Annotated in this window: 12 protein-coding genes and 1 tRNA gene; 11 read left to right on the forward strand and 2 right to left on the reverse strand. The window is 66.1% G+C overall.

The window, feature by feature from the left end:
* The 11 genes from JS533_RS12520 to rplA all read left to right on the forward strand — a co-directional run.
* The coding region (locus JS533_RS12520; protein WP_241515051.1) for a ribonuclease E/G at window positions 1–568 on the forward strand (568 nt) is incomplete at its 5' end.
* Window positions 569–729: 161 nt separating this feature from the next.
* A complete protein-coding gene (gene rplU / locus JS533_RS12525; RefSeq protein WP_219058676.1) occupies window positions 730–1,038 on the forward strand; it encodes a 50S ribosomal protein L21 in 309 nt (102 codons plus the stop codon).
* A 42-nt stretch (window positions 1,039–1,080) separates the two neighbouring features.
* A complete protein-coding gene (rpmA, locus tag JS533_RS12530; protein WP_152357956.1) occupies window positions 1,081–1,332 on the forward strand; it encodes a 50S ribosomal protein L27 in 252 nt (83 codons plus the stop codon).
* Between the two features lie 293 nt (window positions 1,333–1,625).
* The gene (gene obgE, locus JS533_RS12535; protein WP_241515053.1) at window positions 1,626–3,305 is read left to right on the forward strand and encodes a GTPase ObgE; all 1,680 of its coding nucleotides are present in this window, start codon (window positions 1,626–1,628) and stop codon (window positions 3,303–3,305) included.
* A 28-nt stretch (window positions 3,306–3,333) separates the two neighbouring features.
* The gene (gene proB / locus JS533_RS12540; RefSeq protein ID WP_241515055.1) at window positions 3,334–4,461 is read left to right on the forward strand and encodes a glutamate 5-kinase; all 1,128 of its coding nucleotides are present in this window, start codon (window positions 3,334–3,336) and stop codon (window positions 4,459–4,461) included.
* 75 nt (window positions 4,462–4,536) lie between these two features.
* A complete protein-coding gene (locus JS533_RS12545) occupies window positions 4,537–5,745 on the forward strand; it encodes a pyridoxal phosphate-dependent aminotransferase (protein WP_241515061.1) in 1,209 nt (402 codons plus the stop codon).
* 283 nt (window positions 5,746–6,028) lie between these two features.
* Window positions 6,029–6,104, forward strand: a tRNA-Trp gene (locus JS533_RS12550).
* A 36-nt stretch (window positions 6,105–6,140) separates the two neighbouring features.
* A complete protein-coding gene (secE, locus tag JS533_RS12555; protein ID WP_219058680.1) occupies window positions 6,141–6,368 on the forward strand; it encodes a preprotein translocase subunit SecE in 228 nt (75 codons plus the stop codon).
* A 34-nt stretch (window positions 6,369–6,402) separates the two neighbouring features.
* A complete protein-coding gene (gene nusG / locus JS533_RS12560) occupies window positions 6,403–7,305 on the forward strand; it encodes a transcription termination/antitermination protein NusG (protein WP_241515057.1) in 903 nt (300 codons plus the stop codon).
* Window positions 7,306–7,665: 360 nt separating this feature from the next.
* Window positions 7,666–8,097 (forward strand): 50S ribosomal protein L11, encoded by a 432-nt coding sequence (gene rplK, locus JS533_RS12565; protein ID WP_033493471.1) that lies wholly within the window; start codon window positions 7,666–7,668, stop codon window positions 8,095–8,097.
* Window positions 8,098–8,114: 17 nt separating this feature from the next.
* Window positions 8,115–8,807: a 50S ribosomal protein L1 gene (rplA, locus tag JS533_RS12570; RefSeq protein WP_033493473.1), complete on the forward strand. Its 693-nt coding sequence runs from the start codon at window positions 8,115–8,117 to the stop codon at window positions 8,805–8,807.
* Window positions 8,808–8,955: 148 nt separating this feature from the next.
* Here the strand turns inward: rplA and JS533_RS12575 are convergent, their stop codons facing one another.
* A complete protein-coding gene (locus JS533_RS12575; protein WP_241515063.1) occupies window positions 8,956–9,774 on the reverse strand; it encodes a PucR family transcriptional regulator in 819 nt (272 codons plus the stop codon).
* 81 nt (window positions 9,775–9,855) lie between these two features.
* On the reverse strand, window positions 9,856–12,003 hold the full coding sequence (locus JS533_RS12580; RefSeq protein ID WP_241515059.1) for a DUF6020 family protein: 2,148 nt from the start codon (window positions 12,001–12,003) through the stop codon (window positions 9,856–9,858).
* Window positions 12,004–12,253 lie beyond the last annotated feature (250 nt).

Raw genomic sequence — 12,253 nt, forward strand, 5'->3', positions numbered from 1 at the left:
CATCGACCGCACCGAGGCCATGACCACGATCGACGTGAACACCGGCCGGTTCATCGGCAAGGGCAAGTCGCTCGAGGAGACCGTGACCCGATGCAACCTTGAGGCGGCAGAGGAGATCGCGCGCCAGCTGCGCCTGCGCGACATCGGCGGCATGGTGATGATCGACTTCGTCGACATGGTCATGCCCGCCAACCGCGACCTCGTGCTGCGCCGCCTCATCGAATGCCTGGCGCGCGACCGCACCAAGCATCAGGTGGCGGAGGTCACCTCGCTCGGCCTCGTGCAGATGACGCGCAAGCGCATCGGCCAGGGCCTGGTGGAGGCGTTCTCCGAGGAATGCCCGACCTGCAAGGGCCGCGGCTTCATCCTGCACGACGAGCCGACCGTGAACGCGGATTATGATGATCCGTATGCGCTCAAGGGCGGCGATCCGTTCATCCGCACGAACAAGCACGGCCGTGGCACGGACGTGCAGGTGCCGCAGGGCTCCTCGGCGGATGTGAAGGCCAAGCTCGCGCAGATCGCGGCGGCTGCCGTCGCCGCGAACAACGCGGAGAGCGAGGAGTAACGGAGGACCGTGTCGGGTCGGCGTGCGACACACGCCGATTTGACACGCCGAATTCAACTTGCGTTAGTACACGGGTCGGTGTAAGTTAGACAGTCGGTGTCTGACCAGCGGCTTGCGTGCGTCAGGCAAGTAGCTTTATAACACCATAGTTAGGACTAAGCATGTACGCGATTGTGAAGGCCGGTGGCCATCAGGAAAAGGTCGAGGTCGGCGACGTCATCCTCGTCAACCGTCTCGACGCCAAGAAGGGCGACGCCGTGGAGTTCCCGGTTGCCCTCGTTGTCGACGGCGCCAAGGTTGTTCTGGGCGCCAAGGATCTCGCTGCGGTCTCCGCCAAGGGCGAGGTCGTTGATGATGAGGCCAAGGGCCCCAAGATCAACATCATGAAGTACAAGAACAAGACCGGCGTGGCCCGTCGCAAGGGTCATCGTCAGAAGCTGACCGCCGTCAAGATCACGGCGATCGCCTGAGCGGAAACGACCAGGCTTAGCTAGGACCGAAAGGAACAGATCATGGCACATAAGAAGGGCGCTTCCAGCTCGCGTAACGGTCGCGATTCTAATGCGCAGTACCTCGGCGTCAAGAAGTTCGGCGGCGAAGCCGTCGTGGCCGGCAACATCATCATCCGCCAGCGTGGCACCAAGTTCCACCCGGGCGAGAACGTCGGCATGGGCAAGGATCACACCCTGTTCGCCCTCACCGACGGGAGCGTGAAGTTCGGTGTCCGCCGCGACCGCAAGGTCGTCGACGTGATCGCCGCCTGAGACACGCACCATCAAGCGTAAGAAAAGCCGCGCCCACCCGGACGCGGCTTTTTCTATATCCTCTTCCTTCCCTCCCTCCCGCACGATCCACAAAGCATGACTATGACTATGCCGATGCGGCCGCGGTCCCACGATACCGACGCGTAGCTGTACGGCAGGGCATGCGTTGCTCGACCGTATGACTCGGCCGAGCGGCCCGGAGCGTGTCGAGCAACGCATGCCCTGCCGTACAGCGGCAGAAGGCACACGCCAGAGGGCACGTACAAGACCAAAGAGAACGATAAGGTAACAACATGAGTGATTTTGTGGATCGCGTGACCGTCCATGTCAAGGGCGGCGACGGCGGCAACGGCTCCGCCGGCATCCGACGCGAAAAGTACAAGCCCCTCGCCGGCCCGAACGGCGGCAATGGCGGCGACGGCGGCTCCGTCATCTTCGAGGCGACGCGCAACGCGAACAGCCTGCTCGACTACCGTTTCATGCCGCACCGCGCGGCCGGCAACGGCACGATGGGCCTCGGCGACACCAAGGACGGCTCCAAGGGCGAGGACCTGATCCTGCCCGTGCCCGTCGGCACGGTGATCTTCGCCGCGAAGGGCCCGGCCGGCAAGCCGAAGCAGCCGGGCGAGCAGCTGGCCGATCTGCGCCGCGAGGGCGACCGTTTCGTCGCCGCGGCCGGTGGCGCCGGCGGTCTCGGCAACGCGGCCCTCGCGAACCGCACGCGCCGTGCGCCGGGCTTCGCGCTGCTGGGCGAGCTGGGCGACGAGCGCGACGTGATCCTCGAGCTCAAGTCGATCGCCGACGTCGCGCTGGTCGGCTTCCCGTCGGCCGGCAAGTCGAGCCTGGTCGCCGCGATGAGCTCGGCCAAGCCGAAGATCGCCGACTACCCGTTCACCACGCTCGTGCCGAACCTGGGCGTGGTCATGGCCGGCGACGCGCGCTATACGATCGCCGACGTGCCGGGTCTGATCCCGGGCGCCTCCGAGGGCAAGGGCCTGGGCCTCGAGTTCCTGCGCCACATCGAGCGCACGGAGATCATCGCGCATGTGATCGACTGCGCCACACTCGAGCCGAACCGCGACCCGATGGCCGACTACGAGGCGCTTGAGCACGAGCTGGCCGAGTACGCGGACAAGCTGGAGCTGCCGCTGGGCGCGATCCCGATCCCGGAGCGTCCGCGCGTGATCGTGCTCAACAAGGTCGACGTGCCGGAGGCCAAGGAGCTGGCCGACTTCGTGCGCCCGGACTTCGAGAAGCTCGGCTTCAGGGTGTTCGAGATCTCCACCGCCTCGCACGAGGGCCTCAAGGAGCTGAACTTCGCGCTGGCCGCGATGGTGGCCGACATGCGCAAGGAGGTCGCCCGCCGCGAGGAGGCCGAGGAGCAGGAGCGCGTGGTCATCAAGCCGCTCGAGCAGGCCGCGCGTCGCCGCCGCCGCGCCGACGAGGGCGGCACCGCGCTCGACTTCACCGTGGAGCGCAAGGAGAACGGCAACGGCGATGTCTGGTACGAGGTGCTCGGCACCAAGCCGGAACGCTGGGTCATGCAGACGAACTTCGACAACGACGAGGCCGTCGGCTATCTCGCCGACCGTCTCGCCAAGCTGGGCGTGGAGGACGAGCTGCGCCGCAAGGGCGCCAAGCCGGGCGACGAGGTGCGCATCGGCCGCGGCAACCGTGCGGTCGAGTTCGACTGGGATCCGACGATCGCGGCCGGCGCGGAGATGCTCGACGGCGCCCAGCTGGGCGCGCGCGGCAAGGATCTGCGTCTGGAGCCGGAGGAGCCGGGCGGACGCCGCCGTACGAATTCGGAACGTCGCCGCCAGTACCACGAGATGATGGACGCGCGCGCCGCGGTGCGCGAGGCGATGATGGCGGAACGTGCGGCCGGCCACTGGGCCGATCCGTCCGTCGACGACGATCGCCACGACGAGACCAGCCTGTTCGGCCGCGGCGAGGACGTGGACGAGGCGTAGCGCGATCATTCGCGGGGGAGGAGTCATCATGGTCACCGAATCCGAGGTGCGTCAGGCGGTCGCGGGGGCCCGGACCGTCGTCGTCAAGGTGGGGTCGAGCTCACTGACCAAGCCGTCCGGGCATCTGGACGCGGGCCGGCTGGGCGCGCTCGTCGCCGCGCTGTCCGCGGCCGCGACGGAGGGCGCGCGCGTCGTGCTCGTCTCGTCCGGCGCGATCGCGGCCGGATTCGGCCCGCTCGGCTTCGACTCGCGTCCCGCGGACGTCGCCACGCAGCAGGCGACCGCCGCGGTCGGCCAGGGACTGCTCATGGCCCAGTACGAGGCCGCGTTCGGCCGGTTCGGCGTGCGCGTCGGACAGATCCTGATCACCGCGGAGGACACGATCAGGCCGCAGCAGTACCGCAACGTGCAGCGCACGCTCGGCAGACTGCTCGACCTCGGCGTCGTGCCGATCGTCAACGAGAACGATTCGCTGGCCAGCAATGAGATCCGCTTCGGCGACAACGACCGGCTCTCCGCGCTCGTCGCGAACATCGTGCGCGCCGACGCACTCGTGCTGCTCACCGACGTGGACGCGCTGTACACGGCCCCGCCGTCGCAGCCGGACGCGCGGCGCATCGGCTTCGTGTCGGACGTGGTCGAGACGCTCGGCGACGTGACCGTGACCGGACCGACCTCCGGGGTCGGCACCGGCGGCATGGTCACCAAGCTCGAGGCCGCGCGCGTGGCCGCCGTTTCGGGCATTCCGACCGTGCTCACCTGCGCGTCGAACGCCGGTCCGGCGCTGATGGGAGACCCGGTGGGCACCGCGTTCGCGCCGGTCAAGCAGCGCGGATCGTCACGCCGGCTGTGGATCGGGTTCGCGGCCGAACCACGCGGCACGATCGTCGTGGACGCGGGCGCCGCGACGGCCGTGCGCGGCGGGCGGGCGAGCCTGCTGGCGGCCGGCGCGCTCGAAGTGCGCGGCGCGTTCTCCGCCGGCGACCCGGTGTGGATCGACGACGAGTCCGGCACGCATCTGGCACGCGGTCTCGCCGGCTTCGACTCGGAGGAGATACCGCAGATGCTCGGGCGCACCACCGTGCAGCTCAGACGCTTCCTCGGCGAGGAATACGCGCATCCGCTCGTGCACCGCGACAACCTCGTGCTCGTGTAGGCCTAGGGAGTGCCGATCGGCGGCGCGACACGCTTCCATACATCGCGCCGCGGGTTTATCTTAGAAGCCATGACTATGGCTGAATGGCAAACTCTTTCCGACCGCATCAACCACGTGACCCCGAGCGCCACCCTGGCCGTCGACGCGAAGGCGAAGGCAATGAAGGCCGCCGGGCTCGACGTCATCGGATTCGGCGCGGGCGAGCCGAACTTCCCGACCCCCGACTACGTGGTGGACGCCGCCGCGGCCGCCTGCCGCGACCCGAAGAACTACAAGTACACGCCGACCCCGGGCCTGCCCGAACTGCGCGAGGCGATCGCCGCGAAGACGCTGCGCGACTCCGGCTTCGAGGTCGCCCCCGAACAGGTCGTCGTGACCAATGGCGGCAAGCAGGCCGTCTATTCGACGTTCCAGGTGCTGCTCAACGACGGCGACGAGGTCATCATCCCCACCCCGTACTGGACCAGCTATCCGGAAGCCGTCAAACTGGCCGGCGGCGTGCCCGTCACCGTGTTCGCGGGCGCCGACCGCGGCTTCGAGCCCGATCTTGCGGCGCTCGAGGCGGCGCGCACCGAACGCACCAAGGCGATCATCGTCAACTCGCCGAACAATCCGACCGGCGCCGTCTGGACGCCCGAAACGGTCGTCGCGATCGGCAAATGGGCCATCGAACACCACATCTGGATCATCTCCGACGAGATCTACGAGCATCTCAACTACGACGACGCGAAGACCACGTACATCGGCGCGGCCGTGCCGGAATGCCGCGACCAGCTGATCGTGCTCAACGGCGTGGCCAAGACGTATGCGATGCCCGGATGGCGCGTCGGCTGGCTGGTCGCGCCGCTGCCGGTCGCCAAGGCCGCCGCCAAGCTGCAGGGCCACATGACGTCCAACGTGGCGAACGTGTCGCAGCGCGCCGCCCTGGCGGCCGTGTCCGGACCGCTCGACGCCGTGTACGCGATGCGCAAGGCGTTCGACGTGCGGCGCAAGGCGATCGTCGCCGCGCTCAACGACATCGACGGCGTGACTTGCCCGACGCCGACCGGCGCGTTCTACGCGTTCGCCGACGTGCGCGAGCTGCTGGGGCGCCCGTTGGGCCCGAACGGCACCGTGTCGTCCAGCTCGAGCGAGCTGGCGGCCGCGCTGCTCGACGAGGCGCACGTCGCCGCCGTGCCGGGCGAGGCGTTCGGCGCGCCCGGATACCTGCGATTCTCGTACGCGCTCGCCGACGACCAGCTCGCCGAAGGCATGCGCCGGTTCAAGGAATGGGCGAACCGTTAAGCGCGAAGCCCGGTGGGCTTCGCGTAGGTGAGCCCTGAGCGAGACGAGAGTCGAGCGAGGGCAGGATTGGGTCCGAGCGTAGCGAGGTCCGTGATTGCTGGACGAGCCGTTAACATTTTCGCGACATGCCGAAGAATCGTTGAAATCCCGTGGTTTTTCCACGGGATTTCTTGTTCGATTGGACGAATCGGAAAATTCCCGCTACTATAGCGACTTGGCGGTTTTGCCAAGCGCAAGCGTCCGGTTTGGACCGGAGTGGTTGCACTGGATGGCAAGTTCACCTAGGGAAGTGGCGCAATTGGTAGCGCAACGGTCTCCAAAACCGTAGGTTGTGGGTTCGAGTCCCGCCTTCCCTGCCAAGTCTCTTGAAAACATGCTCTAGCGTAAGGATGGTTATGGCGAAGGCAAGCACATCTGTGGAAGCGAAGAAACCGAACATCTTTATGCGCGTCGGCCTGTTCATCAAGCAGATTATCGACGAAATGCGTAAGGTCGTCACCCCGACCGCCAAGGAGCTGTTCTTCTGGTCGCTGGCCGTGTTCATCTTCGTGCTCTTCCTGATGGCGCTTGTCACCGGCATGGACTTCGGTCTGGGCAAGCTCACGCTGTGGGTGTTCGGCTGATCGTTACGACACAACCCAAAAGGTGAAATAACGAATGACTGATGAAGTGAATTTCGAGGATCTCGACGCCCGTCCCGACGTGACCGATGACGACGCCGCCCAGACCGAGCCCGAGGTGAACCTCGACGCCGTGGCCTCCGCGGACGAGGACGAAATGAACGAGTCCGTCTCCGCCGATCTGCCGGGTATCTCCTCCGTTGCCCCGGCTCCGGTCTCCACCGAGGATGCCGACGAGGCCGATGCCGAGGACTCCGACGACGATGAGTCCGAGGATTCCGAGGATCAGGCCGCCGACTCCGACGAGGATGCCGCCCCTGAGGACGCCGGCGCCAAGGCCGTCGAGGAGTTCTCCAAGTCGCTGCGCACGCTCGAAGGCAAGTGGTACGTGCTGCACACGTACTCCGGCTACGAGAAGCGCGTGAAGACCAACGTCGAATCCCGTATCGTCAGCTTCGGTCTCGAAGACAAGATCTTCCAGGTCGAAGTGCCGATGGAGGAAGTCGAGAAGCACACCGACAAGGGCAAGAAGGTCATCACCCGCGTGCGCGTGCCGGGCTACGTGCTCATCCGCATGTGGCCGGACGAGGACGCTCGCCGCATCGTGCGCGAGACCGAGGGCGTGACCGGCTTCGTCGGTCCGACCAAGGATCCGGCGCCGCTGTCGCGCAAGGAAGTCGTGCAGATGATGGCCCCGATGATCTCCGCCGAGGCGCTGCGCAAGGCCGGCGACAAGCCCGCCGCCGCCAAGAAGCGCACGGTCGAGGTCTCCTACGCGGTCGGCGATCAGGTCACCGTCACCGACGGCCCGTTCACCACGATGGCCGCCGTCGTCTCCGACGTCGAGCCCACCACCCAGAAGCTCACCGTACTGGTCTCCATCTTCGGCCGCGATACGCCGGTGGAGCTCGGCTTCAACCAGGTCGAGAAGCTCCAGTAATTTCCGCTAAGGAGCGCCTTCCGCGTTGCTCCTCGGTCGCGGTACCAAGTACCGCTTCCCTCGGTGCGCCTTGAAGTCGCACGCGTAGCGAAAATTACTTCGTAGATCGTTGATCCCCGCCTTCGGGCGGGGATTTTTCGTATGCACGACATGTCTGCCGGCCACTCCGTCAGCCGTGTGTCTTTGTCGCGAGGGCACAGCATAATAGAAGAGTTTGTGTCTGGAGGGCAAAGCGCGGCGGCGACGCATGCGACGGCCCGCTAGCACAGCACAGCAACCATACGATTGCGGGAGGAGTCCGCCGCGGGAAACCAAGGCGTTCGCCACTACCACCGCTTCACAGAAAGAAGAACCAATAACATGGCTCCTAAAAAGAAGGTCACGGCGCTGATCAAGCTCCAGATCCAGGCTGGCAAGGCCAACCCGGCCCCGCCGCTGGGCCCGGCCCTGGGTTCCCATGGCGTGAACATCATGGACTTCTGCAAGGCGTACAACGCCCAGACGCAGGACAAGATGGGTCAGGTCATCCCGGTCGAGATCACCGTCTTCGAAGACCGTTCCTTCACCTTCATCCTCAAGACCCCGCCGGCCGCGGCTCTGCTCAAGAAGGCCGCCGGCGTCGACAAGGGCACCGAGAACCCGCTGACCCACAAGGTCGGCTCCGTCACCAAGGCTCAGGTCCGCGAGATCGCCGAAATCAAGATGGCCGATCTGTCCGCTCGTGACATCGAAGCCGGCATGAAGATCATCGAGGGCACCGCCCGTTCGATGGGCATCACGGTCACCGACTGAGAAGAGGAGAAGGACTAATGGTACAGCGTTCCAAGAAGTATCGCGAAGCGGCCGAGAAGGTCGATCGCAACAACCTCTACACCGCCAACGAGGCCATCGCTCTCCTCAAGAGCATGCCGGAGTACAAGTTCGACCAGACCGTGGAAGCGGTGCTGCGCCTGAACGTGGATCCGCGCAAGGCCGACCAGCTGGTGCGTGGCTCCGTCCTGCTGCCTCACGGCACCGGTAAGACCGCCAAGGTCCTCGTGTTCGCCCGTGGCCCGAAGGCCACCGAGGCCACCGAGGCCGGCGCCGACATCGTCGGCGATGACGATCTGATCGCGAAGGTCGCCGACGGCTTCCTCGACTTCGACGCCGTCGTCGCCACCCCGGACATGATGGGCAAGGTCGGCCGCCTCGGCCGCGTGCTCGGTCCGCGTGGCCTCATGCCGAACCCGAAGACCGGCACCGTCACCATGGACGTGACCAAGGCCATCAAGGAGATCAAGGGCGGCAAGGTCGACTTCCGCGTCGACAAGCACGGCAACCTCTCCTTCCTCATCGGCAAGATGAGCTTCGACGAGGCCGCTCTGGACGAGAACTTCAAGGCCGTGGCCGACGAAGTCAAGCGTCTGAAGCCGTCCACCGTGAAGGGCCGCTACGTCACCAAGGCGACCATCACCTCCACGATGAACCCGGGCGTCCCGGTCGATCCGATGACCGTTGCCTGATTCTCGTTTGAGAGATCATCGTCACGGCTTGTGATGCCGTGACACGAACAAGGACCCGCGTTGCGTTCTCGCAGCGCGGGTCCTGTCGTATTCGACGGGTCGACCGCCTATGTCCCGCGATCCGATGGATTATTGTTCCGTAGCGCCGTTACCGTGCGATACGGCCCAGGGCGATGGCGGTGCGCAGCACGTAGGCCTCGCGCGGGTCGGTGGCGTCCCAGCCGGTGGCGTCGGCGGCGCGCTTCAAACGGTAGCGGACCGTGTTCGGATGGACGTTGAGCGCCTTCGCCGTGGTCTCCAGAGAGCCTCCAGACATGAGGAACGTCGAGACGGTCTCCAACGTCGGATCGTCGGGGCCGGCCGCGGTCAGGCTGCCGTAGACGGCCTCCACCAGCTCGCGTTTCGCGTCCGCGTCTCCGATGAGCGCACGTTCGGGCAGCGCGTCCTCCGCGCGGATCAGTCGCAGTGCGTCCGAGCGCGGATTGCGCGGAACCGGCGCGGGTTGCGCGGCACCACCCGCGAACCGAACCGCCGGAGCGGCCGCCAGCGTGCTCAACGCGGCGAGCACGGTCGCCGACGCGCCGTCCACGCCGTGCCGGACCGGGCCGAGCGCCACGGGCCGGTCGTCGGCGAACGCGGGCATCATCGCCGTGCAGGTCACTTCCGGCGTCGCCGCGGCCTGCGCGGCCGTCAACGCGACACACACGCCGTCATGCTGTCCGGCGATCGTCAATGAGCCTCCCAGATCGCGCACTGCCGCACGCAACCGGAGCAGCGTCGCGGACACGCCACAGGCATCGTCCGCATAACCGGCCACCGCAAAACAACGGGCGTCATCGGGCCAGCCGAGCACATGCATCAGCGACGCCGTGCGCGCATCCGTCAGCCCATTCACCAGACATTCGAACGCGACCGTCTCCGCATCGCAGCCATGTTCGGCCAGCATCCCCAGAAAATCATCGCCCATACGTTCCGTCATGGCTCCCAGCTTAGTCGGTCGTACCGTTCGGGCAATCCGGCCGGCGCAGCGGCGCTACCGGTCCGAACGTCACGCCGGGTCGCCGGGATCGGCCGCCGCGCGATCCGCCCGCGCCGCACGCGACTCGCGCCAGAACGTCAGGCACACGAAGCAGAACACGAACGCGACCGGCAGCATGTGCCGTTCGAAGTTGTTCGCCGGCGCGGTGGCCATCACGCCCATGAGCAGCAGCAGCGGGAAATGCGTGAGCAGCGTGCGCCAGCGTCGCAGCACCACTTCGGCCGCGCCGATGAGCAGCGTGAGCGTCACATAGAAGTTGCCGTGCGTGACCCATCCGAGCAGCGGGATCGAGCCCCAGTCGCGCGCCTTCTGCGCGACGGTTTCGCGCCAGTCGTGGTTGACGAGCTTGAGCCACGTGCTCGATTTCTGCACGTAGTCGCTGGTCACGTAGTAGTCCATCGACACGTACGGCATGTCGGTGGGGTTGAAGTAGCCGAAGCATTCCGCCAGCAGCGCGTCGAGCGCGATCACCGGGTTCGCCTTCGTGATCTCGAGCCACGCGGCGTTGAACTGCTGCATGTCCTCGGGCGTGACGGTGCGCCACTTGTAGCTCACCTTCTTCGACTGGATGCCGGAGGATTTGACCGGGTCCGCATCCTGCCGGAAGTACGATTCGGCCATCTGGTCGAGGTTGAAGATCGGCTCGAGTTTCTCGCGTGCGGACTCGGGGATGCCGTCCGGGTTGAGTTTGGCGACGCGCGCGATCATCTGCAGCTGCACGCCGCGGCTTTCGATCGGGTCGCCGGTGATGATCGAGCCGGTCGCGCCGAGCAGCGAGATGCCGCCGTGGATGACGATCACCGGCAGCAGCAGCGCGACCGCATACGTACGCCAACGTTTGCGATCGGCGAACGCGACGAGCACGATCTGCGCGGCGATGATGTACCACGCATACTTCGCGGAGATCAGCATCACGCATGTCGACAACGCGAATGCGGCCAACGTATGCTTCGGCGTATGCACGATCGCGTCGAGCGGATTGCGCCCGCCCGGCCGCCACGTCATCAGCAGTTCGTACCACACGCCGAACCACCAGGCGAACGCGAACGCGAACAGCGGCGATTTGGTGAGCGAGATCGTCGAGAACAGCACCAGCGGGCAGGTCAGGAACATGACCAGCGTCACGAGTCGCGCGAAGCCGCCGGCCGCGCGGTTCGGATACGCCATCGGCCGCAGTCGCGTGATCGTCAGCGACGGGACGACGCCGCGCTCGGGATGCGCGAAATCGGCCTGGCGAAGGTAGGGCGGGCGTTCGGGACGTGCGTGGTCCACGCGCTCAGTCGCATGCGCGGGCCTGAGCCACGGCAGGTTGAGGAACCGGTTCGCGGCCGAAGCGCAGCAGAACGCGGCGAACAGCCACTGCAGCGCGGACAGCGCCACGAAACCGGCGTCGTTCGAGTCGGTCAGGTAGCGCGAGATCGCCGCCGCGCCGCCGTAGAGGACGGTGAGCACGATGTTGTGCTGGTCGGTCAGGTAGGTCGGGCTGCTCGGCCACATGTAATGCGCGGTGGGGTAGATGTCCATCGGCACGAACGAGAAGAAGCCGATGTACGGCTGTTTCATGCCGGTCCACTGGTTCCACGCCCAGCTGAACTCGCGCGCCTGCGAGCGCACGTCCGCGCCGAACGCGCTCATCAGCGTGGCGGGCACCCACAGCCAGCCGACGATGAGGATGAGCGAGATCTTCCAGCCGCGGTCGGTGATGCGGGTGAGTCCGCGGCCGGTTGCGGCGGCTGCGCGGCGAGTGATGGACGAGAGATATGTTGCGATGGTTCGCAACGTGCGGTCGAGCTTGGGATGGGTGCTGGACAGTCGTTCTGCGATCGTTTGCGTGACGAGCGTGGCGATGGTGCGCCACAGCGGTGGTTCGCATGACCGGGACGTGCCGTGCGGACGGCCCGAACGCACCAGCAGGCCGACGATCGACAGCGTGATCAGGAACGTCGCGATGAAATACAGGGTGTTGGACTGCGTCCAGTCGGCGATCGATCCCTCCGCCCAGTAGAGCGGGCCGATCGCCACGCACAGCGCGATCCACAGGCAGGCGAGCACGGCCAGCGTCCAGCGGGCGACCGAGCCGAGGCGGGCGACGGTCACGCCGTGGGCTCGTCGTTTGGCGGGGGAGGCGGGGGAACGGGAATCGCTGGCTGTGGTCATAGCACGACATTCTAATGGTCGGGCCCGTCGGGCGGTCCCGTGGGCGGCCGGCGGGCCGTGATATCCCGCGATGCCGAACTGTGTCGTGTTCTGTGACGTTGTGTAAGACGCGGTGTGCGATTGTGGCGCTATTGCTGTTTTCGTGGGTGTGGGTTCGTTGTTGAGTCGTTGAGGGAGTAAGAGAAAAGCGCTTTCTGGGTAGGATGTTTAACGACCAAGAAAAACAACAACCAAAAAGCGCCTGATGAAC

This window comes from Bifidobacterium amazonense, assembly GCF_018555435.2.
In the GTDB taxonomy this organism is placed as follows: domain Bacteria; phylum Actinomycetota; class Actinomycetes; order Actinomycetales; family Bifidobacteriaceae; genus Bifidobacterium; species Bifidobacterium amazonense.